22 protein-coding genes are annotated in these 24,345 nt (G+C 65.9%); 8 read left to right on the forward strand and 14 right to left on the reverse strand.

Annotation, left to right across the window (positions count from 1 at the left end):
- Positions 1 to 114: 114 nt before the first annotated feature.
- Positions 115 to 747: a thiol:disulfide interchange protein DsbA/DsbL gene (locus CSAL_RS15805; RefSeq protein ID WP_011508408.1), complete on the forward strand. Its 633-nt coding sequence runs from the start codon at positions 115 to 117 to the stop codon at positions 745 to 747.
- Entirely contained in the window at positions 740 to 1,555 is an 816-nt protein-coding gene (locus tag CSAL_RS15810) for an endonuclease/exonuclease/phosphatase family protein (protein ID WP_011508409.1), read from the forward strand. Before CSAL_RS15805 ends, CSAL_RS15810 begins: the two co-directional genes overlap by 8 nt.
- A 12-nt stretch (positions 1,556 to 1,567) precedes the next feature.
- Here CSAL_RS15810 and nuoN read toward each other — a convergent pair whose 3' ends face one another.
- The 13 genes from nuoN to CSAL_RS15875 form a co-directional block, all read right to left on the reverse strand.
- On the reverse strand, positions 1,568 to 2,998 hold the full coding sequence (gene nuoN / locus CSAL_RS15815; protein WP_011508410.1) for an NADH-quinone oxidoreductase subunit NuoN: 1,431 nt from the start codon (positions 2,996 to 2,998) through the stop codon (positions 1,568 to 1,570).
- On the reverse strand, positions 2,995 to 4,536 hold the full coding sequence (nuoM, locus tag CSAL_RS15820; protein WP_011508411.1) for an NADH-quinone oxidoreductase subunit M: 1,542 nt from the start codon (positions 4,534 to 4,536) through the stop codon (positions 2,995 to 2,997). Before nuoM ends, nuoN begins: the two co-directional genes overlap by 4 nt.
- A 68-nt stretch (positions 4,537 to 4,604) precedes the next feature.
- Positions 4,605 to 6,458, reverse strand: a complete 1,854-nt coding sequence (gene nuoL, locus CSAL_RS15825; protein WP_011508412.1) for an NADH-quinone oxidoreductase subunit L — start codon at positions 6,456 to 6,458, stop codon at positions 4,605 to 4,607.
- Complete coding sequence (gene nuoK / locus CSAL_RS15830) at positions 6,455 to 6,763, reverse strand: NADH-quinone oxidoreductase subunit NuoK (protein ID WP_011508413.1); 309 nt, start codon at positions 6,761 to 6,763, stop codon at positions 6,455 to 6,457. The genes nuoL and nuoK overlap by 4 nt, the downstream gene beginning before the upstream one ends.
- Positions 6,760 to 7,371 (reverse strand): NADH-quinone oxidoreductase subunit J, encoded by a 612-nt coding sequence (nuoJ, locus tag CSAL_RS15835; protein ID WP_011508414.1) that lies wholly within the window; start codon positions 7,369 to 7,371, stop codon positions 6,760 to 6,762. The genes nuoK and nuoJ overlap by 4 nt, the downstream gene beginning before the upstream one ends.
- An 18-nt stretch (positions 7,372 to 7,389) precedes the next feature.
- Complete coding sequence (gene nuoI, locus CSAL_RS15840; RefSeq protein WP_011508415.1) at positions 7,390 to 7,929, reverse strand: NADH-quinone oxidoreductase subunit NuoI; 540 nt, start codon at positions 7,927 to 7,929, stop codon at positions 7,390 to 7,392.
- Between the two features lie 25 nt (positions 7,930 to 7,954).
- The gene (gene nuoH / locus CSAL_RS15845) at positions 7,955 to 8,941 is read right to left on the reverse strand and encodes an NADH-quinone oxidoreductase subunit NuoH (protein ID WP_011508416.1); all 987 of its coding nucleotides are present in this window, start codon (positions 8,939 to 8,941) and stop codon (positions 7,955 to 7,957) included.
- Positions 8,938 to 11,700: an NADH-quinone oxidoreductase subunit NuoG gene (gene nuoG, locus CSAL_RS15850; RefSeq protein WP_011508417.1), complete on the reverse strand. Its 2,763-nt coding sequence runs from the start codon at positions 11,698 to 11,700 to the stop codon at positions 8,938 to 8,940. Before nuoG ends, nuoH begins: the two co-directional genes overlap by 4 nt.
- A 34-nt stretch (positions 11,701 to 11,734) precedes the next feature.
- On the reverse strand, positions 11,735 to 13,075 hold the full coding sequence (nuoF, locus tag CSAL_RS15855) for an NADH-quinone oxidoreductase subunit NuoF (protein WP_011508418.1): 1,341 nt from the start codon (positions 13,073 to 13,075) through the stop codon (positions 11,735 to 11,737).
- Between the two features lie 16 nt (positions 13,076 to 13,091).
- Positions 13,092 to 13,607 carry an NADH-quinone oxidoreductase subunit NuoE gene (gene nuoE / locus CSAL_RS15860; protein ID WP_011508419.1) on the reverse strand — a complete coding sequence of 172 codons (516 nt, stop codon included), beginning with the start codon at positions 13,605 to 13,607 and terminating at the stop codon, positions 13,092 to 13,094.
- 1 nt (position 13,608) lies between these two features.
- Entirely contained in the window at positions 13,609 to 15,387 is a 1,779-nt protein-coding gene (gene nuoC / locus CSAL_RS15865) for an NADH-quinone oxidoreductase subunit C/D (protein WP_011508420.1), read from the reverse strand.
- 69 nt (positions 15,388 to 15,456) lie between these two features.
- A complete protein-coding gene (locus CSAL_RS15870) occupies positions 15,457 to 16,137 on the reverse strand; it encodes a NuoB/complex I 20 kDa subunit family protein (RefSeq protein WP_011508421.1) in 681 nt (226 codons plus the stop codon).
- Between the two features lie 92 nt (positions 16,138 to 16,229).
- Positions 16,230 to 16,649: an NADH-quinone oxidoreductase subunit A gene (locus CSAL_RS15875; protein ID WP_011508422.1), complete on the reverse strand. Its 420-nt coding sequence runs from the start codon at positions 16,647 to 16,649 to the stop codon at positions 16,230 to 16,232.
- A 463-nt stretch (positions 16,650 to 17,112) separates the two neighbouring features.
- Between CSAL_RS15875 and thiD the strand changes: the two genes are divergently transcribed.
- From thiD to dtd, 3 genes are all read left to right on the forward strand, one after another.
- Positions 17,113 to 17,946 (forward strand): bifunctional hydroxymethylpyrimidine kinase/phosphomethylpyrimidine kinase, encoded by an 834-nt coding sequence (gene thiD, locus CSAL_RS15880; RefSeq protein WP_011508423.1) that lies wholly within the window; start codon positions 17,113 to 17,115, stop codon positions 17,944 to 17,946.
- A gap of 204 nt (positions 17,947 to 18,150) precedes the next feature.
- Positions 18,151 to 19,008, forward strand: coding sequence for a universal stress protein (locus CSAL_RS15885; protein WP_011508424.1), 858 nt, complete (start codon positions 18,151 to 18,153; stop codon positions 19,006 to 19,008).
- 39 nt (positions 19,009 to 19,047) lie between these two features.
- Positions 19,048 to 19,485 (forward strand): D-aminoacyl-tRNA deacylase, encoded by a 438-nt coding sequence (gene dtd, locus CSAL_RS15890; RefSeq protein ID WP_011508425.1) that lies wholly within the window; start codon positions 19,048 to 19,050, stop codon positions 19,483 to 19,485.
- Between the two features lie 28 nt (positions 19,486 to 19,513).
- Here dtd and CSAL_RS15895 read toward each other — a convergent pair whose 3' ends face one another.
- On the reverse strand, positions 19,514 to 21,448 hold the full coding sequence (locus CSAL_RS15895; RefSeq protein WP_011508426.1) for an ATP-binding cassette domain-containing protein: 1,935 nt from the start codon (positions 21,446 to 21,448) through the stop codon (positions 19,514 to 19,516).
- A gap of 65 nt (positions 21,449 to 21,513) precedes the next feature.
- Between CSAL_RS15895 and CSAL_RS15900 the strand changes: the two genes are divergently transcribed.
- From CSAL_RS15900 to CSAL_RS15910, 3 genes are all read left to right on the forward strand, one after another.
- The gene (locus tag CSAL_RS15900; protein WP_011508427.1) at positions 21,514 to 22,029 is read left to right on the forward strand and encodes a TIGR02444 family protein; all 516 of its coding nucleotides are present in this window, start codon (positions 21,514 to 21,516) and stop codon (positions 22,027 to 22,029) included.
- 213 nt (positions 22,030 to 22,242) lie between these two features.
- Positions 22,243 to 22,866, forward strand: a complete 624-nt coding sequence (locus CSAL_RS15905; protein ID WP_050934551.1) for a TRAP transporter small permease — start codon at positions 22,243 to 22,245, stop codon at positions 22,864 to 22,866.
- Positions 22,867 to 22,913: 47 nt separating this feature from the next.
- A complete protein-coding gene (locus CSAL_RS15910) occupies positions 22,914 to 24,197 on the forward strand; it encodes a TRAP transporter large permease (RefSeq protein ID WP_011508429.1) in 1,284 nt (427 codons plus the stop codon).
- Positions 24,198 to 24,345 lie beyond the last annotated feature (148 nt).

A 24,345-nucleotide genomic window follows, 5' to 3' on the forward strand; every position in this document is an offset into this window, starting at 1 on the left:
GGGAACCCTGAGCGCCGACGCGGCTCGAACATTGAGCGAAGGTGGCGATCGCGTGCCGTCCGCGTTCCACCCGGCCCGTTCGCTCAAGGCCCGTTTTTCATCAAGGAGAGTTGCATGTTGAAGTCGTTGTTAGTGCTGGTCACCGGCATGAGCCTGTCAACGCTGGTCATGGCCGCCGAGCCGGTCGCCGGGGAGGATTACACGGTGCTCGACGAGCCGGTGAAGACCGAGGTACCGGAGGGCAAGATCGAGGTCAACGAGGTGTTCTGGTACGGCTGTCCGCATTGCTACGCGCTCGAAGCGCCGCTCAATGCCTGGGTCGATGAACTGCCCGACGATGTCGCCTTCCAGCGCATTCCCGCCACCATGGGCGAGACGTGGACCAAGCATGCCCGTGCCTTCTACGCCGCCAAGGAACTGGGCATTCAGGAAGACATGCATAGCGACTTCTTCGATGCCATTCACGAACAGGGGCAACGCCTCACCGAACCGGACGACATCGCCGAATTCTTCACCCAGTACGGGGTCAGCAAGGACGAGGCGCTCGAGGCCCTCGACTCGTTCGGCGTCAAAAGCCAGCTCAACCAGGCCAGCGCCAAGATGCGCGGCTACCAGATCATGGGCGTGCCTGCCCTGGTCGTCGACGGGCGCTACGTGATCACGCCCAGCAGCGCCGGCGCGCTGGACAACATGCCCAAGATCGCCGACGCCCTGATCGACAAGGTACGCAGCGAACGCGATGAGTAATGCCGCCGCGGCGCCCGCCTCCCGGGCGCCTCACTCGTTACGCCTGCTGACCTGCAACTTGCAGGTCGGCATCCATACGTCGGCCTATCATCATTATCTCACGCGCAGCTGGCAGCACGTCCTGCCGCATCCCAAGCGTCAGGGGCGACTCGACCTGATCGGCGACACCCTGCGCGACTACGATATCGTCGGCCTTCAGGAGGTCGACGGGGGCAGTTTCCGGTCGGGACACGTCAATCAGGTGGAGTACCTCGCCAAGCGAGGCGGCTTTCCGCACCATTACCAGCAGCTCAATCGCAACCTGGGACGTGTCGCGCAGCACAGCAACGGGCTGCTCTCGCGCCTGACGCCCCGGCAGGTGGACGAATATCGCCTGCCCGGCACCTTGCCGGGACGCGGGGCGATACATGCCCGTTTCGGCGAGGGGCCGGATGCGCTGCACCTGGTCGTCGCGCACCTGGCGCTTGGCCATCGCACGCGTACCCGACAACTCGACTACCTCAGCGAGATCATCCAGCCATTGCGTCACGTCGTGGTGATGGGCGATCTCAATTGCACGCCGGACCAGATCAACGCGCACCAGCGCTTCTGCCATGCCCTGCCGCTGCATCCGGTGGCGATGCCGCTGTCGTACCCGGCCTGGCAGCCACGCCGCGCGCTCGACCACATTCTGATCTCCAGCGCCTTGCATGCCGAACGTTTCGAAGTGCTCGACCGGCTGTTTTCCGACCACCTGCCGGTGGCGGTGGACATTCAGCTCCCCGCCGCATGCCAGCGCAGCCTGCACGATACCGTCGCCACGCCCTGATCCCCCGCCGCGTCAGCCGGCGACCATGAACCGGACCCAATCGATCATCGGCGCGGGATAGACCCCCAGCACGACGACCAGCGCCGCCAGTCCCAGCACCACCACGCCGCCGGCACGCTGTGCCCAGTCCGTGGTGGCGTCGCGCCGCTGCATGCCCGGCTCCGGCAGGAAGAGCGTCACCATCACCCGCAGGTAGTAGTAAAGACCGATGGCACTGCCGGCCACGACACCGCCGACCAGCCACCAGCGACTCGCCTCGACGCCCACCGCCACGATGTAGAACTTGCCGATGAACCCGGCGGTGAAAGGAATCCCCGCCAGCGACAGCATCATGACCGTCAGCACGGCGGTCAGGTAGGGGCGCCGCCAGAACAGCCCCCGGTAATGGTGCAGCTGGCTGGCATCCGCTCCCGAATAGGGGCTCGACAGCAGCGTCACCACACCGAAGGCGCCCAGGGTCGTCAGGACATAGGTCACCAGATAGAGCGCGGCGGTCTCCGCGGCCAGACCGTCGTTGACCACCAGCGCCACCAGCAGATAGCCGAAATGCGCGATCGAGGAATACCCCAGCAGGCGCTTGAGGTCGTTCTGGGTCAAGGCCAGCAGGTTACCCACCAGCATGGTCACGAAGGCCAGCACCGCCAGCAGGCTGTGCAGCCAGGCATCCTGCACGGGGGAGCTCTGCAGCAGGCGCAGCAACACCAGCAGCACCGCCACCTTGCTGGCCGAGGCCAGGAAGGTGGCCGCCGGGGCGGGGCTTCCCTCGTAGACATCCGGCGTCCACAAGTGGAACGGCACGATGGAGAGCTTGAAGCCCAGCCCGATGAGCATCATGCCCATGCCAGCCATCAGCCAGCCGTCGCCGCCGGCCGTGGCCAGCGCCTCGCCAAGGCCGGCGAAGTCGAGATGCCCGGTGCGCGAATACAACAGCGCCATCCCGAACAGCAGGAAGGCGGAGGCGGCTGCGGAAAGCACCATGTACTTGATGCCCGCCTCCAGCGCCCCGCGCTCGCGGTAGGTGTAGGCCAGCATGCCATAGAGCGGCATCGACAGCAGTTCCAGGCCGAAGAACAGCGCGGCCAGATGCCGGCTGCTCACCAGCGCCAGCCCCCCGGCGGCGGCACACAGCAGCAGCAGGTAATACTCCTCGCGGGGGCCCTGCGCGCCTTCCAGGTACGCATGACCGAGGGTGGCACAGGCCAGTGTGGCGATCAGAATCAACACGCCACCGAAGACCGCCAGGCCGTCCACCGTCATCAGCGGCGTCACGCTCACCGGCGCCTGCCACCACGCCACGACCTGCGCCGCCAGCGCCAGGTTGAGCCCCACCACGGTCAGAGTCGCCGTCAGCTCGTGGTGCCGACGCCAGGCGATGGTCAGCATCACCACGATGGCCGTGGCGCAGACGAGGATCAGCGGCGAAAGAGCAAGCAACGACGTCATGGCGTCTCCTCAGACATGGCAGGCGTTTGTTCCAGCGTCATGATGCGTTCGACGTTCTGCATCGCCGCCTCCGACGTGCTCAGCAACGGTGCCGGATAGAGCCCCACCCAGAGGACCAGGGCCAGCAGACCGAGCATCATCACGCCTTCGCGGCGGTCGAGTCCGCCCAGCGGGGTTTCCTCCTTGGCCGGGCCGAAGTAGACACGCTGCATGATGAACAACGAATAGATTGCCGCCAGAACGAAGCCAACGCTCGCGATCACGACCACCCAGGGCCAGGCCTCGAAACTGCCGAACAAGACCAGGAACTCGCCGACGAAATTGGCGGTCCCCGGCATGCCCATCGAGGCCGCCACGAAGCACAGCGCGAAGCCGGGCAGGCCCTTGATGCGTCCCCAGAGACCGCCCATCAGGCGCATGTCGCGCGTATGCAGGCGTTCGTAGAGCTGGCCACTGAGAATGAACAGCCCCGAGGCCGAAAAGGCGTGCGCGACCATCAGCACCACCACACCCTGCAGCGCCAGCTCGGTACCGCTGTAGATGCCGATGAGCACGAAGCCCATGTGCGAAATGCTCGAATAGGCGATCAAGCGTTTCAGATCATGCTGACCGCAGGCGAGAATCGCCCCGTAGAAGATGCCCAGGATCCCCAGCCCCATGGCGACCGGCGCGAACGCCTGGGAGGCTTCGGGAAACAGCGGCAAGGCGAAGCGCAGCATGCCGTACGCGGCGGTCTTGAGCAGGATCCCCGCCAGATCGACGCTCCCGGCGGTAGGCGCCTGGGCGTGAGCATCGGGCAGCCAGCCGTGCAGCGGCACCACCGGCATCTTGACCGCGAAGGCGATGAAGAATCCCAGCATCAGCCACCACGCCATGCCGTCGGAGAGTTCGTTCTGCGCGGTATGCCGCAGGGCTTCGTAACTGAAGCTGTACTCCCCGGTCGCGGCATGGTGCGCGAACACCAGCCCGAGGATCGCGACCAGCATCAACAAGCCGCTGGCCTGGGTATAGATGAAGAACTTCGTCGCCGCCTGGATGCGCGTATTGCCCGTGGAACCGCTGTGCCCCCATAGCGCGATGAGGAAGTACATCGGCACCAGCATCATTTCCCAGAAGAAGAAGAACAGGAACAGATCGATGGCGAGGAAGACGCCGACCACCCCGCCCAGGATCCACAGCAGGTTGAGGTGGAAAAAGCCGATCCGCCGGGCGATCTCGTGCCACGAGCACACCACCGCCAGCACCCCGAGCAACCCGGTGAGCGCGATCATGATCAGCGACAGGCCATCCAGCGCCAGATGCACCTCGATGCCGAAGCGCGGAATCCAGTCCGCGCGCCATTCGATGGCCCAGGCCGCGGCACCCTGCGCCGTGTTCAGGGCGAAATCGCCTTGCCACCAGACGCCCAGCACCAACGCCAGTTCGAGCAGCATGGTGCCCAGGGCGATCCAGCGCGGCGGCTGTTCACCGAGACGTTCGGCTTGCCAGCACAGCAGGCCGCCGATGAAGGGGATCAGAATCAACCAGACCAGAATCATCAGCGCCGCGCCCCCTCAGCTTGCCCGGTATGACCGCCACCCGGTCGTTTCGTCGTGTCGTACATCGCTTACCCCAAAGCCAGGAAGATCAAGACCACGGTCGCCCCCAGCGTCATGGAAACGGCATAGTGACGCAGCCGGCCGGTCTGGGTGCGGGTGAGCAACCAGCGCAGGCCACGGGCCAGCCATGGCACCAGGTTGCACAGCCGATTGATCCAGTCGCCGCGCCAGAGCCACACCAGGCCTCGGAACGGCTTGACCAGCACGACGTCGTAAAGGGCATCGAATCCCCAGGCGTGATGCCACAGGCGCCACACGCGCGCGCCTTCCGGCAAGGCGACGAGACGAGCCACCAGCTCGCGCCGCCAGACGAACAGCCACAACGCCACGGCCACACCGCCCACGGCCACCAGCATCGCGGCGATTTCCAGCGCATGACGGCCCACTTCCTGAGCCGCACCGGGACTGGCGGGCAGCACCTCGTCGAGCGGCGGATGAATCCAGGCCCCGACCAGGGTCGAAAGCACGATCAGCACCACCAGCGGCACGCCGTGCACGAGCCCGCGGCCGGCATCGGCATGCCGGCTGTGATCGCTGCCGGGGGTGCCGTGAAAGGTGCCCACGATCAAGCGCACGGTGTACAGCGACGTCAGCAGCGCCCCGACCAGACCCGCCAGCAGCAGGCCGATATGCCCGGATGCCAGTGCCTCCCAGAGAATCTCGTCCTTGCTGTAGAACCCTGCCGTGACCAGCGGCAGGGCGGCCAGCGCGGCGCCACCGACCACGAACCCGGCATAGGCCAGCGGCAGCTTGCGCCAAAGGCCGCCCAGGCGTCGCATGTCCTGCTCATGATGGCAGGAAACGATCACCGACCCCGCCGAGAGGAACAGCAGCGCCTTGAAGAAGGCATGCGTCATCAGGTGAAAGATCGCCGCATCGAAGGCGCCCACGCCCAGTGCCAGGAACATGTAACCGATCTGGCTCATCGTCGAGTAGGCCAGCACCCGCTTGATATCGGTCTGTGCCAGTGCGGCGCAGCCCGCCAGCAGCAGGGTCAGCGCACCGATCCAGCCGACCAGCGTCAGCACGTCCGGCGCCAGCAGGAACAGGCCGTGCATGCGCGCGATCAGATATACCCCGGCGGTCACCATGGTCGCCGCGTGAATCAACGCCGACACCGGGGTGGGGCCGGCCATGGCATCGGCCAGCCAGGTATGCAGCGGCAGCTGCGCGGACTTGCCCAGCGCCCCGCCGAGCAGCATCAGCGTGGCCAGCTCGACCATCAGATCCCCGCGCGCCCAGACCTGGGGCGCGCGCGCCAGCAACGTCTGGATATCCAGCGTGCCGAGCTCCACGAACAGGATGAACAGGCCGATCGCCATCAGCACATCGCCGATGCGCGTCACCAGGAAGGCCTTGAACGCCGCCCAGCCATTGGCCGATGTCTGGTAGTAGTAGCCGATCAGCAGATAACTGCACAGGCCGACCCCTTCCCAGCCCAGATACAGCAGCAGCAGGTTGTCGCCCAGCACCAGCAGCACCATGCTGAACACGAACAGGTTCATGTAGGCGTAGAAGCGGCGCACGCCCGTCTCGCCGCGCATGTACCAGGCCGCGAAAAGATGAATCAGGAACCCCACCCCGGTGATCACGCCCAGCATCGTGATCGACAGGCCATCCACCAGCAGTCCCATCGTGGGCTGGAAGTCGCCCACGTCGATCCAGGTCCACAGCTTCACGACCCGTGCCGCCGAGCCGCGCTCGAGGAAATCGAGCCCCACCCAGGTGGTAGCGGCCGCCGCCAGCCCCAGCGCGACGACCCCGACCGTCGCCGCACCACGCAGCGTCAGGCGCGAGCCGCCCAGAGACAGGATCAAACACCCCAGCAGGGGAAACAAAAACGTCAGAGTGAGTAGATTCATCCGCGCAACCTGCTCGCCGCATCGATATCCAGAGTCTTGAACCGCCGATAGAGCTGCAACAACAGCGCCAGCCCCACGCTGGCCTCGGCCGCCGCCAGGGTGATGACCAGCAGGAACATCACCTGGCCGTCGGGCTGCCCCCAGCGCGTACCGGCCACGATGAAGGCCAGCCCCGCCGAATTCATCATGATTTCCAGGCTCATCAGCACGAACAGCATGTTACGGCGCATCATCAGCCCCACCAGGCCCAGCGCGAAGAGGATCGACGCCAGGATCAAGCCATGCTCCATGGGAATGCCATTCATCGTTCGCTCTCCTTGCTCGATGCTGCGTCCCCGGTCGCGCGTTCGCTGGCGGCGCGTCCTCGACCGTCGGCGGTACGCGTGCCCGGCACATGGCGGACCGCGCCCGCTTCATCGTGGGCTTCGCTGCGCCCCAGATGGGAGGCCGCCACCAGCGCCGCCAGCAGCAGCATCGCGGCGAGCTCGACGACGACCAGATAAGGTCCGAACAGCAGCGTCCCCACCGCCTTGGCGGTCAAGGTATCGCCATGGATGCGTCCGCCCACGTCGGCGCCGATCAAGCTGGTCAGCAGCACCAGCAGCAACACGCTACTGAGCACCGCCGGCCCCAGCCAGGTGCGCGGACGCAGCCAGGCGCGTTCTTGCTGTGCCGTCGACTCGCCCAGGTTGAGCATCATCACCACGAACACGAACAGCACCATGATCGCCCCGGCGTAAACGATGACCTCCAGTGCCCCGGCGAACGGCGCGCCCAGCGCAAAGAACACCAGCGCTACCGCGATCAGCGAGACGATCAGGTACAGCAGGGCGTGCACCGGGTGCGTGCCGGTGATCACCCCGAGCGTCGCCAGCACGGCAACCACGGCGCTGAGATAAAACGCGATTTCCATGGAGTCTCCCTATCCTCGTCAGGGCATCAACGACTTGACGTCGATCGGCTCGGCTTCGTTCTGGGCTTCCCCCTTGCCCTTGCCGGCGATCGACAGCCCCGCCACGCGATAGAAGTTGTAGTTGTGGTCCTTGCCCGGCCCCGAGATCAGCAGGTCGTCCTTCTCATAGACCAGTTCCTGACGCCGATACTCGCTCATCTCGAAGTCCGGGGTGAGCTGAATGGCCGAGGTCGGGCAGGCTTCCTCGCACAGGCCGCAGAATATGCAACGCGAGAAGTTGATACGGAAGAACTCCGGGTACCAGCGGCCATCGTCGCGTTCGCCTTTCTGCAGCGAGATGCACGCCACCGGGCATGCCACCGCGCACAGGTTGCAGGCCACGCAACGCTCTTCGCCATCGGGATCGCGGGTCAGGACGATGCGGCCGCGGTAGCGCGGCGACAGGTAGACCGGCTCCTCCGGATACTGCAGGGTCTCGCGCTTGCGAAAGGCATGCATGAAGACCATGCCGAGTGTCCGCAACTGCGACCAGGTTCCCTCGAGCAGCGATTTGATCATCACGGTCTCCTTCAGGTCTCGACGCTCAGCCACCGGCGGGGCTGAATATCAGGATCAGCGCACCGGTCACCAGCAAATTGATCAGGGTCAACGGCAGACAGACTTTCCACCCGAAGCTCATCACCGCATCGTAACGAGGTCGGGGCAAGGCCGCGCGCAGCAATATGAAGAACCCCACGAACACGGCGGTCTTGAGCAAGAACCACACGATGGGCGGCAGCCAGGGCCCGTGCCAGCCCCCCAGGAACAGGGTCACCATCAGCGCCGACACCAGCACGATGCCCACATACTCGCCGACGAAGAACATGCCCCACTTCATGCCCGAGTATTCGATGTGATAGCCGTCGGCGAGCTCCTGCTCGGCCTCGGGCTGATCGAACGGATGCCGGTGGGTCACGGCGATCCCCGCGACCAGGAAGGTACAGAAGCCGAAGAATTGCGGCACGATGAACCATAGCGTCTCCTGGGCGGCGACGATCTCGCGCATGTTGAACGAGCCGGCCATGGCCACCACGCCCATCAGCGACAGCCCCATGAAGACTTCGTAGGACAATGTCTGGGCGGAAGCGCGCATTGCCCCCAGCAGGGCGTACTTGTTGCCGCTCGACCACCCGGCGAAGAGCACCGCATAGACGTTGATGCCCGCCATGGCGAAGAAGAACAGCAAGCCGATGTGCAGGTCCGCCACGCCCCAGCTGGGCGTGATGGGAATGACCATGAAGCTCAGCAACAGCGAGGCCATGGCGATGGCCGGCGCCAGCACGAAGAGCCCGCGGTCGGCAAAGGGAGGGATCCAGTCTTCCTTGAAGACGATCTTGAGCATGTCGGCGACGATCTGCAGCACACCGAACGGCCCCACGCGGTTGGGGCCGTGACGGTCCTGCCAGAGCCCCAGCAGGCGTCGTTCCACCATGGTCAGCAACGCTGCCGCGCCCACGGCGGCCAGCAGGATCACCACCGCCTGGAACAACGCGAACGCGATCGCGGCGACTTGAGGCGTCCACCAGCTCATGCACTCACCTCCCCGGCCTCGAGCCGTGCCCACTCGGGTGCGGCCAGGGGCAGACCAGCCTGGCTCGGCACACCGACGGTGCCGTCAGGCCACGTCGCGCTGATCGTGACGGGCAACGTGAGGCGCCGTTCGCCGAGGATCAGCGTCATCGCTGCATCGGGCGTCAGGCGCAGCCGCTCGGCGGTACGCGCCGACAGCGTGAAACGCGTCGCGTCCATCCGCGCCTGGATCGGCTCGGCGCGTGCCGAGGTTTCCTCGCCACCGAACAGGCGTGGCTGGGGTACCGCCAGCCACTGCTCGTCACGCGGCGCGAAGGCCGCCGGCAGGTCGCGTACGTAATCATAATCGCCGGGCAGCGGCGCCAGCAGCCGTACGCCCGGGTCCCCCGCGCGCAGGTGGCCGCCGACCTCGTCCTGAAACTTGTTCCAGGCCTGTGGTGAGTTCCATCCCGGCGCCCAGGCAAAGGCCACTTCGCGGCGTGGCTCGTCATAGCCCGCATAACCTTCCATGGAAAACGCGAACGGCGTGTCGGGGTCCTGCGGAACGCGCGGCTCGCTGACATCGAGGTTGGCGCGCATCGCGGTGCGACCGCTGTAACGGTGGGGCTCGCGCGCCAGACGCAGCCCGTGCACGCGATAGGCCGCGCTCAGCCCCGCGTCGCCGACCGGCGCCAGCACCGAATGCGTGGCGGCCACCTCGCGCGTCACCTCATCCAGCGTGAGCGGCGTCACCGGCTGGCGCTCGACGCTGGCCTTGAGCGCGTTGAGCCAGCGCCAGCTCTCGCGAATCCGTGTCTCCGGACGGATGTAACTGGGCTCGAAGACCTGATAGAAACGCTGGGCCCGCCCCTCCAGGCTGACCAGGGTGCCATCGCTCTCGGCGAAGCTGGCCGCCGGCAGGCCGATGTCCGCTTTTTCCCAGGTCGCGGTCCGCTGATGGTCGAGCACCACCACGCAGTCGGCACGCTGCAAGGCGGGATTCACCCGAGCGGCGGCGGCACGCGTGTAAAGATCGTTCTCGAGAACCACCACGCCATCGGCATCGCCATTGGCCAAAAGATCCAGAGCCCATTCCAGCGACTGTCCGCCGAGCAGGGCCAACCCGGTACTGTTGGCCTCGCGACGCACCAGCGACAGTGCCCCCGCCTGGGCACGGCGCGCCAGCGCACGCGCCACGTTGCCGGCCGCTTCGAGAACCGCCGGCGACCCCAGCGAGCCGCCGGCGATCACCAACGGCCGCTCGGCCGCGAGCAGGGCCTCGCCGATGCGCCGCGCCAACGCCCAGGTCACGTCATCCAGAGCTTCGGGCGCGGGCGCCTCGGCGTCGAGACAATGCGCCACCGCGAATCCCAGTCGCGCGATGTCGTCCGGTGCCGCGTGCAGCGTCCTCTCCGCCAGCTCGTCCAGGCCGGTGGCCTCCGGCGTGGCCAGAAACAGCGGATGATGCGCCTCCTGGGCCAGGGTCTTGACCGCCTCGGCATTCCAGGTCGGGATGCCACGCTCGGCGGCCAGCGCGTCGCCACGCGCATTGATCGCCTGACGCACGGCGAGCGCCATGCGCGCGGCGCTCTGCAGCAGGTCCTCGCCGAGCACCAGCACGGCGTCGCAGGCCTCGATCTCGCGCAGGCTGGGAGACGGCAGGCCGCAACGGGTGTTGAGCTCGCTCATCCGCACCAGCAGCTCGAGCTCGCGGGCATCGATGCCGGTGGAGAAGTTCTCGTCGCCCACCAGGGTGCGCAGCATGTGGTTGCTTTCCAGGCTCGCGCGTGGCGATCCGATACCGATCACGCGCCGTGCGCTGCGCAGCCCGTCGGCGGCGCGATCCAGGGCATCGTCGATTTCCAGGCTGATGGTACCGCCCACCACGCCGGCCGCGCCGGGCCCCGCATCGACGCGCTGGCGTTCGCGCCACTCCGGCACTCGGGGGCGGTCCTCGCGGTTCACGTAGCCGTAGCCGAAGCGTCCGCGATCACACAGGAAATAATGGTTCACGTCGCCGTGGTAGCGGTTCTCGATACGCCGAATGTCGCCGTAACGCTCGCCGGGGCTGATGTTGCAGCCCACCGCGCACTGATGACAGACGCTGGGCGCGAACTGCAGGTCCCATTTGCGGGTGTAATGTTCGGAGTGGGTCTGATCGGTGAATACCCCGGTGGGGCATACCTCGGTGAGGTTGCCGGAAAACGGGCTTTCCAGCGTGCCCTCCTGAAAACGCCCGAAGTAGATGTTGTCGTGCGCCCCGAAGGCGCCCAGATCGCCGCCACCGGCGTAATCCTGGTAGAAGCGCACGCAGCGATAGCAGGTAATGCAGCGGTTCATCTCGTGAGCGATGAACGGCCCCAGGTCCTGGTTCTTGTGGGTACGCTTGCGAAAGCGGTAACGGCGGCTGTCGTGGCCGGTCATCACCGTCATGTCCTGCAGGTGGCAGTGACCGCCTTCCTCGCAGACCGGGCAGTCGTGCGGGTGATTGATCATCAACCATTCGATGACGTTGGCACGAAACGCCTTGGCTTCCTCATCCTCGATGGAGATATAGGCATCGTCCTGTACCGGCGCCATGCACGACATCACCAGCATGCCCTGCGTGTCATCGGCGTTCTTGTACTGCTTGACCGCGCACTGGCGGCAGGCACCCACGCTGCCCATCGCCGGATGCCAGCAGAAATACGGAATATCCAGCCCCAGCGACAGGCAAGCGTGCAGCAGGTTGTCGGCGCCGTCGACTTCGTAGTCCCGGCCATCCACGTGAATCGTTGCCATTATCGCTCCTCGCCCGTCGTCATCGTGCCCTCGTTCATACGCTACCCACCGGGATCGGATCGGCATGCGCGACGCCCTGGCCGCGCGTGACGCCACGCTCGAATTCCGCGCGGAAATAGTGGATCGCCGACGCCAGCGGCATCGCCGCGCCCGGCGCATGGGCGCAGAAGGTCCGCCCCGGGCCCAGATCCACGGCCAGCGACTCCAGCAAGTCGATATCGCCGCGCTCGCCCTCGCCGGCTTCCAGCGCCTGCAGGAGCTTGACGCTCCAGGGCAGGCCATCGCGGCACGGCGTGCACCAGCCACAGGATTCGCGAGCGAAGAACTCTTCCAGGTTGCGCGTCAACGACACCACGCTCTGATCGTCGGCCACCACGGCGATGAGCCCCGTGCCCAGACGGCTGCCGGCGTTGCCGATGGTGTCGAAATCCAGCGCCAGCTCGAGGTGTTCGGGCAGCAGGAAACCGGTACTGCCGCCGCCCGGCAGCCAGGTCTTGAGCGTGTGCCCCTCGCGCATGCCGCCGGCCCGTTCCATCAGCTCGGTGGCCGGCGTGCCCATGGGCAGCTCCCACAAGCCGGGCCGCTTGACCTTGCCGGAAACGCCGTAGAGCTTGGTGCCGCCATCGCCGCTCTTGCCTTGCGAGAGCCCCTGATACCAGTCCGCGCCGTGCAGCACGATGGATGGCACGTTGCACAGCGTCTCGACGTTGTTGACCACGGTGGGCTTGCCCCAGGCCCCGCTTTGGCCCGGAAAGGGCGGCTTGGCCCGGGGGTTGGCACGCTTGCCTTCCAGCGAGTTGATCAGCGCGGTTTCCTCGCCGCAGATGTAGCGGCCGGCGCCGGTGTGCAGGGCGATGTCGAAGTCCCAGCCGCTGCCGGCGACATCTCGGCCCAGCCAGCCGGCGGCACGGGCCTCGTCCAGCGCGCGCTGGACCGTGCGTGCGGCGTCGACGTATTCGCCGCGCATGAAGATGTACCCCTGATAGGCGTTGTTGGCGAAACCGGCCAGGATCATGCCTTCGATGAGCAGATGCGGCTGCTGCTCGAGCAGCAGGCGGTCCTTGAAGGTCCCGGGCTCCATTTCATCGGCGTTGCAGACGATGTATCCCCGCGGGATGCCCTCGCCCTGCACCGTCAGGCTCCACTTGAGCCCGGCGGAGAAGCCGCCGCCGCCGCGTCCGCGCAGGTTGGCGGTCTTGAGCTCCTCGATCAGCGTCTTCGAGGTCAGGTCTCGAAAGGCCCGCTCGACGCTGGCGTAGCCTTGCTGCTCGCGGTAGGCCTCGAGCATCACCGGGGTGCCGTCGTCGTTGAGCCGAAAGGTCAATGGATGCGTTTCGGGGCGGCGCTCGTCACGGTCTTGCAGAATCCGGCTCATGCCTCGTTCTCCCAGTTCATGCGTACGCCTCCAGCAACGTGGGGATCTCCTCGGGCGCGACCGGCCCGTGAGTATCGTCGCCGATCATCAACGCCGGACCGCGATCGCAGGCACCCAGGCAGCACACCGGCAACAGCGTGAAACGACCATCCGGCGTGGTCTGTCCGAAGCCGATGCCCAGGTGCTCGAAGAAGGCATCGCGCAGCGCCTCGTAGTCGGTCAGAAAGCAGGAACTGCTGTCGCACAGCAGGATCACGTGACGCCCCACCGGCTGCCGAAAGATCAAGCTATAGAAGGTCGCCACGCCCTCGACGCTGGCGGGGGATACGCCCAGTTCACGGGCAATGGCGTCGATGGCCGCGTCCGGTACCCAGCCATGACGCCTCTGCACGATCTTGAGCGCCTCGATGCTGGCCGCCTGCGGATGCGGGTAGTGGTCGCGCTCATGGGCGATCGCCGCCCGATCCTCGTCGTGGAGCACGAAAGCGTCGGTGGCGATGGGCGTGGCGGTGGAAGTCGAAGTCTGTGTCATGTCAGCGGTCCACGTCGGCCATCACGAAGTCGATACTGCCCAGGTGAGCGATCAGATCCGGCACCAGGGCGCCGCGTACCGCCGCCGGGATCTGCTGCAGGTGCGGAAAGCTGGGCGTGCGGATACGCGTACGATAGCTCATGGTGTTGCCATCCGCGGTCAGGTAATAGCTGTTGATGCCCTTGGTCGCCTCGATCATCGACAACGATTCGTTGGGCTTGAGCACCGGCCCCCAGGAGACCTGCAGGAAATGGGTGATCAGCGTCTCGATATGCTGCAGCATCTTTTCGCGCGGCGGCGGCGTGGTCAGCGGATGGTCGGCCTTGTAGTCGCCGGCGGGCATGTGGTCGACGCACTGCTGGATGATGCGCAGGCTCTGGCGCATCTCGTCGATGCGCAGCTGGCCGCGATCGAAGACATCGCCATTGGCGCCCAGCGGCACCTCGAAATCGAAGTTCTCGTAGCCCGAATAGGGGCGCTGCTTGCGCAGGTCGAAATCGCAACCGGTGGCACGCAGGTTGGGGCCGGTGACGCCCCACTCGAGGGCCTCGCGCGTGGTGAACGCTGCCACCTGCTTGGTGCGCTCGCGGATGATGGCGTTTTCCATCATCGCGCGTTCGTACTCGACGAGCCGCTTGGGCATCCAGTCGAGAAAGCCCTGGACCAGCTTGTCCCAGCCCCTGGGCAAATCGTGGGCGGTGCCGCCGATGCGGTACCAGGCCGGGTGCATGCGGAAGCCGGTGATGCCTTCGATGACCTCGTAGGCCTTCTGGCGGTCGGTGAAGGTGAAGAACACCGGAGTCATCGCGCCCAGGTCCTGCAGGTAGGTTCCCAGAAACAGCAGGTGACTGTTGATGCGGAACATCTCGGCCATCATCACGCGGATGGTCTTGGCCCGGTCGGTGACCTCGATCCCGGCCAGCTTTTCCACCGCCATCACGTAGGGCAGGTTGTTCATCACCCCGCCGGTATAGTCGATGCGATCGGTATAGGGAATGTAGCTATGCCATGACTGACGCTCGGCCATCTTCTCGGCACCGCGGTGGTGGTAGCCGATATCGGGAACGCAGTCGACCACGACCTCGCCGTCGAGCTGCAGGGCGATGCGGAATGCCCCGTGCGCGGAAGGGTGGTTGGGCCCCAGATTGAGAAACATGTAATCCGTGTTCTCGCTCTGGCGCTGCATGCCCCACGCCTCGGGATCGAAACGCAGCGCCTCCTGCTCGGTGCTCTGGCCTTCCACGGTCAGCGTGTAGGGATCGAATTCGGTGGCGCGAGCAGGGTAATCCTTGCGCAGCGGGTGTCCGTTCCAGGTGGGCGGCATCAGCAACCGTGTCAGGTGCGGGTGGCCACGGAAATCGATGCCGAACATGTCCCAGACTTCACGCTCGTACCAGTTGGCGTTGGGATAGACGCCCGCCACGCTCGGCACCTCGAGGTCGCGCTCGGACAGTGCCACCTTGAGCATGATGTCGCGATTGCGCGAGATCGACATCAATTGGTAGAAGACCGTGAAGTCCGCCGGGGGCAGATCCTCGCGATGACTGCGCAGGCGTTCGTCGATGCCGTGCAGGTCGAACAGCATCTCGAAGGGCTCGGGCATGTCCCGCAGGAAGTTCAGCACCTCCAGCAAGTACTCGCGGTCGAGCCACAGCACCGGCATGCCGGTATGGGTCGCCTGTGCGACGAAGACGTGCTGGCCGAAACGCGCGAACAACGCCTGGACCACCGGGTCCTCGGCATGCGCGTGTTGGGCAGTGGGCGATTGGGCAGCGCTCATGATCGGTTTTCATTCCCCGGCAACGTGAGTTCGGCTTCGGACGATGGCAGCACTTCTCGGAACGACGGCTTACACCTCGTCCGGGGAGCGCAGCTCCGTCACGGCGATGCGTCGATCGCGGTTCGCCTCGCGTTGCGAGGGCATGTCGGCACGGTACACGCCCTGGTCGCCGACCACCCAGGAAAGCGGACGCCGCTCTTCCTGGATCGAGTCCTGCAGCAGCTGCAGCCCTTGCAGGAAAGCCTCGGGGCGCGGCGGACAGCCGGGCACGTAGACGTCGACGGGGAGAAACTTGTCGACGCCCTGCACCACCGAGTAGATGTCGTACATGCCCCCGGAATTGGCGCACGAGCCCATGGAGATCACCCACTTGGGCTCGAGCATCTGATCGTAGAGCTGCTGGATGACCGGCGCCATCTTGATGAAGCAGGTACCGGCGATGACCATGAAGTCGGCCTGACGCGGGGAGGCGCGAATCACCTCGGACCCGAAGCGCGCCACGTCGTGGGGTGCGGTGAAGGCAGTGGTCATTTCCACGTAGCAGCACGACAGGCCGAAATTGTACGGCCACAGGGAGTGCTTGCGCCCCCAGTTGACGGTGGAATTGAGCACATCCTCCAGCTTGCCCGTGAAGACGTTGCGATGCACTTGTTCCTGCATCGGGTCGCTGGTGGACTCACGCCGCCCCAGCGGATAGCTTGCGCCATCCGGAGCCGGCTCTTGATCCGCTCGCGTCAGGGTATATTGCATGATGCGCCTCGAAACGTCTGAAAACGAAAATCGGTATCCGGCGCCGTACCGGCCGACGCCGGCGGGGTGGCCGCCCCCTCGGGGCGCCACCTTCAGCGTTGCGTCACGATATCGGGCGACCGGCCGCGCTTGCGTGGCGCCCACTCGAGGGCACCGACGCGGCTGTCGTACACCAGACCCGCCAGCAGGATGAAGATGAACACGGCGGCGCCCGCGAAGCCTTCCCAGCCCACCTCACGGACCGACACGGCCCAGGCGAACAAGAAAACGGCCTCGATATCGAAGATCACGAACAGCATCGCGACCAGATAGAACTTGACGGAAAAACGTTGGCGCGCGCTGCCGGTACCGACAACGCCCGATTCGAAGGGGAGGGACTTGCTGGGGCCGCGGCTGCGGCCACCGAGCAGGCTGGCTGCACCGATCATCAAGGCGCACAAGGCGAACACGGCTATGATGAATAGCCCCGTGGCCCAATACTGGGCGATCAGCGCAGTAGCCTCGTCGGTCATTGCCATGCCTCACAAGCGACGGATGACGCGGGAAGGCGCCATCCCGGTATTCGTTATCATCGAGGTGTCACGGACCCCGGCACGCCATTCACGCTGCCGACGCGTGGCGAGTCCCTACGAGTCTAGGGGATATTCCGACACCTGTCAGGGGCGTGTGGAGAAAGCTAGTAAATTAACATCGCCTGCAACGAGCACCGCACGCCGCCGTGCCCCTGCAAAGTGAACCCCCACTCACGCGGCAGGCCATGGGAAGCTTCACCTTCTTCAACGACCGCTGATATATTCCACGCGCATGGCGTCGATCCGTGTGTCGACGAAGGTATGAGACGCAAACGCCCTGCCTCACCACCGTCTTGCGCCTGGCTGCTCACCCGTCGTTTCCACGCTATCCTGTGCGGATGCCAACTGCCGAGCACGGCCACACAGCGACGCACATATTCCGCGAGACACAGGAACCCAGCGCATGACCTCAGCATCCGCGCCCCCCAATGTCCTCACCATCGCCGGCTCCGACCCTTCCGGCGGCGCCGGCCTGCAGGGCGACATCAAGACCTTCTCGGCGTTGGGCACTTATGCCACCAATGTCGTCACGGCGGTGATCGCCCAGAACACCCAGGGCGTGCAGGCCGTGCATCCGGTACCCGCGGATGTCATCGGCGAACAGCTCGACAACCTGCTGGGTGACGTACGCATCGAGGCGGTCAAGATCGGCATGGTGGCCAGCGAGACGGTCGCCGCGACGATTCGCGATGCCCTGCACCGGCATCGTCCCCGCTGGATCGTGCTCGACCCGGTCATGGTCGCCAAGAGCGGCGACATCCTGGTCGATCGCGCCGGCATCCGCGCGGTACGCGATATCCTGGTTCCCCTGGCCGATGTCATCACCCCCAACCTGCCCGAGGCCGCCGTGCTGCTGGACGCCGAAACGCCCCGCACCACCGAGGCGATGGCCACCCTGCTGCCCGAGCTGACACGCCTGGGCGCCCCGTACGTGGTACTCAAGGGCGGCCACCTCAGTGGCGCGAACTGCCCGGACCTGCTCGCCACGCCGCAAGGCGTGGAATGGCTGGAAGCGCCGCGCATCGCCACCGACAACCTGCATGGCACCGGCTGCGCGCTCTCCTCGGCGGTCGCCGCGCACCTGGCGCACTTGCCGCACACGGTCAGCGACCACGACGCCATTCACGCGGCGATCAGCGATGCCAAGCGCTGGCTGCACACCGCTCTGGACGCCAGCACGCGACTGGCGGTGGGCCAGGGGCGCGGCCCGGTGCATCATTTCCACGCCTGGTGGTGAAAACCGCGGCCGCACGGCGCTCGTCGGCAGTATCACGACCTCGTGAATCGATGATGGCCACGGACTTGCAGAGCCCGCCGGGGGCAGCCATGCTTTGCTGCACCGTGATGCCCCAGGCTGCGGTGACATACTTGCGCATTGCCGTCAGCTCAGCGTGGTGTGGCGAACACCCGCATACCGTCTTCTCGCAGGGAGGGACGTACCATGGCTCAGACCGTGCTTTTGGCGTGTGACCTGTCCGCCGACAACCGTGCCGCCTTCGCGCGCGCCATCAAACTGGCGCATGCCAGCGGCAGCCGCCTGGACATTCTGCATGTCCTCGACCCCTATCTGCCGCGCCAGACCCTGCGCGACCTGGAGCGCGAGGTCGTCGACGAGCTCGAGCGTCAGCTGACCGACATCCGCGAAGACTATGCCCTGCCGGCGCCCGAGACGCTGATACAGACGGTGACCGGCGCTCCCTATGCCGAGATCATCCGCGAGGCACATGACCGGGACGCCACCATGATCGTGCTCGGCACCCACCGCAAACGCGGTCAGCATGCGCTGGTGGGGGGCACGACCCTCGCGCGGGTCTTGAGCCGCGCGCCCTGCCCGGTGCTCACCGTGAGCCACAGCCCCGAACAGGCCTGGCAGGACGTGCTGGTTCCGGTGGACTTCTCGCTGGCCAGCCGCCACACCTTGCGCGACGTCCTGACGCATTTCTCCGAGGCACGCCTGACGCTATTGCATGCCTGGCACCTGCCGGGTGATGAGGAAATGGGCTCCGACAGCGGCTACGCACGCTGGCGGGAGCGCGAGCTCGCCGCGCGGCGCATACGCCTGGAAGCGGAAATCGACAAACTGATGGAAGAGGTCGGCGACGTGCCCGAACTCGAGCTGGTCCTCGAGCAGGGCGAGCCCGGCGAGGTGTTGATCGACTACCTGCGCCGTCAGCCCCCCGACCTGCTGGCACTGGGGCACCAGGACCTGGCGCTGTTCGGCCGCCATCACCCGGCGCCCCTGATCGAGCGCTTGCTCGCCGACGTGCATGTGGACATGATGGTGTGCCGCGCCTGGTAGCGCGAATCTTCACCCCTCGCGTCCACAAGGATCTTGCACATGCGAGCCGTCATCCAACGTGTCCGTCACGCCGGCGTCGATGTCGACGCCCGAACCACCGGCGCCATCGAACAAGGCCTGATGGTGCTGGTCGGCGTGGCCCCGGACGACACCCAGACCCGCGCCGACAAGATGCTGCACAAGCTGCTCGGGCTGCGGGTGTTCAGCGACGAGGCGGGCAAGATGAACCTCAACGTGCAACAGGTCGAGGGCGGCCTGTTGCTGGTTCCGCAGTTCACCCTCATGGCCAACACCACCAAGGGCCTGCGCCCGGGATTCGACGGCGCCGCGCCGCCCGCGCACGGCGAGGCACTGTTCGACTATCTGGTGGCGCAGGCCCGGCACGCCTGGCCATACGTCGCCACCGGCGAGTTCGGCGCCGACATGCAGGTCTCGCTGCTCAACGACGGCCCGGTGACCTTCATCGTCGAGACCTGAGGCTGCCCGGGGCTGAGTCGCGCCGGGATCAGGCGTCGTCCAGCAGTTCCGCCTCGCGTTGCTCGAGCGCTTCCTCGGCCTCGAGCCAACGCTGCTCCAGGGTGTCGAGACGGTTTTGCGCCTCACCCTGGCGACTCAGCAGATCGCTCAGCTCCGCCTTGCGCGCGTCGTCCTGGTACAGCCCTTCATCGGCCAGCGACGCCTCCAGCGCGGACAGCGCGGCCTGGGCCTCGCTCATCTCGCGTTCGATCTTGTCGCGCTCCCGCTTGAGCGGCCGCAGCTTCTCGCGCAGCTCGGCGGCGGCGCGCCGAGTCGCCTTGCGGTCGCTCTTGGGCGCTTCCGCCTCGGCCTGACGCTCGGCTTTTTCCTGGCGTGCGTCGCGCCGGGCATCCTCGAGCCGAGTCTTGAGCCAGGCATAGTAATCGTCCAGGTCGCCATCGAAGGTCGTCACGCCGCCGTCCACCACGTGCCAGAACTCGTCGACGCTGGCGCGCAGCAAATGGCGGTCGTGGGAGACGATGATCACCGCCCCCTCGAAGCCGGCCAGGGCCTGGGTCAGCGATTCGCGCATCTCCAGGTCGAGGTGGTTGGTGGGCTCGTCGAGCAACAGCAGGTTGGGCTTCTGCCAGGCGATCAGCGCCAACGCCAGGCGCGCCTTCTCGCCCCCCGAGAAGTTGCCCACACCGGCGAAGACATCATCCCCGTGGAACCCGAAGCCGCCCAGGAAGTTGCGCACCTCCTGTTCGCTCGCCGTGGGGGAGAGACGCTGGATATGCACGAAGGGCGTGGCACCGACGTCGAGGTGCTCGAGCTGGTGCTGGGCGAAATAGCCGATCGCCAGGTTGTCGCCGGGCACGCGCTTGCCGTCCAGCAGCGGCTGCTGCCCGGTCAGCGCCTTGATCAGCGTCGACTTCCCCGCCCCGTTGGCGCCCAGCAGGCCGATACGCTGCCCCGGCAGGATGCTCACGCTGACATGTTCGAGCAGCGGCGTCTGCGCGTAGCCCAGCGTCGCGTCGTCGAGCACCAGCAGCGGCGACGAGGTCTTGTCGGCACTCGGCAGGGTAAAGTGAAACGGTGAGTCGGCGTGCGCCACGGCGATGGTTTCCATGCGCTCGAGCATCTTCAAGCGGCTCTGGGCCTGACGTGCCTTGTTGGCTTGAGCGCGGAACCGGGCCACGAAACGCTCGATTTCCTCGCGCCGGGCCTGCTGCTTGGCGGCTTCCGCCTGGGCGCGCGCCTGGCGCTCGGCACGCGTGTGCTCGAAGCGCGAATAGTTGCCGCGATACAGCAGCAACTGACGCTGCTCGAAATGCACGATGTGATCGCACACCGCATCCAGGAAGTCGCGGTCGTGGGAAATCAGCAACAGCGTGCCGGGATAACGCGTGAGCCACTGCTCGAGCCACAACAGCGCATCGAGATCGAGGTGGTTGGTGGGCTCGTCGAGCAGCATCAAGTCGGAAGGCATGAACAGCGTCCGCGCCAGATTGACGCGCATCCGCCAGCCACCGGAGAAATCCGACAGCGGGCGATACAGATCGTCCTGCGTGAAGCCCAGCCCCACCAGCAATTGCTCGGCACGCGGGCGGGCGGTGTAGCCGTCCAGCGCCTCGATCTCGCCATGCAGCTCGGCTTCGCGATGTGCGGCGCCCTCGGCCTGGGCCGCGGCCAGGGCACGTTCCGTGGCCCGCAGCTCGGCGTGACCGTCGAGCACGTATTCGACCAGGCCTTGATTCAGCGCCTCGACTTCCTGCGCCATGTGCGCGATGCGCTGGCCGCCGGAAAGCTCCACCGTGCCACGCTCCGGGGCCAGCTCTCCCAGCAACAGCTTGAACAGACTCGACTTTCCCGAGCCGTTGGCGCCGACAATGCCCGCCTTGGTGGCGTCGTGCAGCGTGAGGTCAGCGTTCTCGATCAGCGGCTGAGTCCCGCGTTGCAGCGCGAGTTGGCGAAATGCGATCATGCCCGCTCCGGTGGTGGTTCAGTGGATTCCGCCGCCATGCCTGCCGGGGCGGCTGGAGATTGCCCATGCATTCTACCCAATTGTGCACCGCATTGCGGACCCCACCGCTGTGGGATTACGCGCTGGCGCTATATCAACGCCCCGGGGTCGCCGACGCCTGTTTGCAGCTGCAGGATACGGCGGGAGCCGATGTCTGCGAGCTGCTTTGGCACTGCTGGCTCGACCATCACGGGGCCGTCGCCACCGACGAGGCCCACGATGCGCTCGCCGAGATACGCGACTGGCAGACCAGCGTGACACAGCCGATACGTCATCTACGCCGCCAGCTCAAGCCACGCGCCCAGCATGAACCGGACGTGGCGGCCTTGCGCCAGCACCTCAAGGAAGCCGAACTGCTCGCCGAACGCGAGACGTTACGTCGGTATCAGGCCATCGCCGAGACGTCGCAGGCCGTACGTGCGCGCCGCGCGGCCGATACCGACCTGGCCACGCGACTGGCGCGCTGCCTGACCACCTGCGGGCCGCCACAACGAGCCGCCCTGACGACGCTGCTCACCCAGCGTGCGGCGCACCGTCCATAATGCCCTGCTTGTACAAGGCGCGCCGACACCCGGAACCACGCATATCACGCATGTGCGGATGCGCCATTGACGAGTGGCGCTCAACCCGCAAACTCTGTACGTTTTATAAGAGCCAGTCCGGTTGATCGCGACACGCATCACGACGCAGCACGGACGTCGAGATCCATGCCATTCGTGCGGCGAATCGGCCATCACAAAAAAGGACTCTACGACATGACATCTTCACAGCCTGGCAATCGCAGTGAACGCGCTAAATCGCGCAGTCCCCTGCTGCGCGTACTGGGGAGCATCGATCATGCCCTGGGCATCGTCGAGCGCGTGATCATCGCCGGTGGTGTCCTGGCCATGGCAGCGCTGATGAGTGGCCATGTCGTCGGCAACCTGCTCTTCTCCCAAGGTATTCCCGGCACCTACGAAGTCACCGAGATGCTCATCGTGGTGATCACCTTCGTCGGCGTCGGCTATGCGGCACGCAACGCCCGGCACATCAGCATGTCCGCCATTTACGATCAGCTCAGCGGTCGCTGGCGAAAGGCACTGCTCATCCTCATCTGCCTGGGCACCGCCGTCTTGATGTTCTATTTCGCCTACAAGTCCATCGGCTATGTCGCGGTCATTCAGGAACGTGGACGCAGCAGCGCATCGCTCCATATTCCGCTGTGGCTCGTCTACCTCGCACTGCCCGTCGGCTTCATCCTCGCCGGCGCCCAATACCTGCTGACCGCGGTCCGCAACCTGGTCAGCGATGACATCTACCGCGCCTTCAACCAGAAAGAGGAATACGACGAGCTGCCTCCGGAAGCGGACGAACACGATGACGCGCGCCGCGACACCTGATTCGCCCCTCCCACACACGACCGCCATCAACGCGAGGACGTAAAACAATGCTAACTTGGCTAGCCGTGATCATGCTCGTGTTGCTGCTGCTCGGGTTCCCCATGATGGTTCCCCTGGCGGCGGGCACGCTGTTCATGATGTTCACCGGCATGACGTTTTTCGGGCCCGATCAGGCCGTGAGCTGGATGATCAACGGTATCGGCAGTTGGGTACTCGCCGCCGTGCCCATGTTCATCTTCGCCGCCGACATCCTGACCAAGGGCCACACCGCCAACCGTCTGCTGGATGTCGTCGACGCCTTCACTCGCCACATCCGCGGTGGCTTGCCCATCACCACCGCCGCCTCCTGCGCGCTGTTCGGGGCCGTGTCCGGCTCCACCCAGGCGACGGTGGTGGCGATGGGCGGTCCCATGCGCCCGAGGCTGCTGGCCAAGGGCTATAAAGACGATTTCACCCTGGGGCTGATCGTCAATGCCAGCGACATCGCGCTGCTGATCCCGCCGAGCATCGGCTTCATCGTCTACGGCGTGGTGATGAAGACCTCGATCGGCGACCTGTTCCTCGCGGGGATCCTGCCCGGCCTGATGATCCTGGCCATGTTCGCCCTGTACTGTTACATCTATTCGCGCATCAAGGGCATCGAGGCGGAGCCCCGGGCCTCCTGGCGCGAGCGCGCCCGCGCCATCCGCCGGGTGATCCTGCCGATGGGTTTTCCGGTCCTGGTCGTGGGGGGCATATACGGCGGCTTTTTCAGCGCCGTCGAAGCCTCGGCGGTCGCGGTGGCCTACGCGCTGCTGCTGGAGGTGGTGATCTATCGTCAGGTCTCGATCCGCGACCTCGGCAGCCTCGCGCTGTCCACGGGGATGATCACCGCCGTGGTCTTCATCCTGGTCGCCATCGGTGCCGCCTTCTCCCAGACCCTGGGCACCGCCGGCGTGCCGGACAAGATCCTCGGCCCGGTCATCGACGGCATCGGCGACAACCAGTTCCTGGCACTGCTGCTGATCGCCGCGGCCTTCTTCGTCGGCTGCATGTTCGTCGACCCGATCGTGGTCATCCTGATCCTGGTCCCGATCTTCAAGCCACTGGTGGACGCCACTGGCCTGGATCCGGTTCACGTCGGCGTCATCGTCACGCTGCAAGCGGCCATCGGCTCGGCCACGCCACCCTTCGGCTGCGATATCTTCACCGCCATCGCCGTCTTCCGCCGCCCTTACATGGACGTGATTCGTGGTACGCCACCGTTCATCGTGATCCTGGCATTGGCGACGATCATCCTGATCATGTTCCCGCAGATATCGCTGCTGCTGCCGTCACTCGGCGGCGACTGAGCGGCCGACCGGCCTGGGGATACCAGGCCGGCCCCGCAGGGCATCCTTCCCGCCAACAGCGACCAGGCATGAAAAAACCCCGGGAGCCGACGCTCCCGGGGTTTTTTGCTTGCGCCATGCGGCGCCTCGGTCAGGCATCAGCAGCCAG

The sequence above is a fragment of the Chromohalobacter israelensis DSM 3043 genome, from assembly GCF_000055785.1.
GTDB classification, from domain to species: domain Bacteria; phylum Pseudomonadota; class Gammaproteobacteria; order Pseudomonadales; family Halomonadaceae; genus Chromohalobacter; species Chromohalobacter israelensis.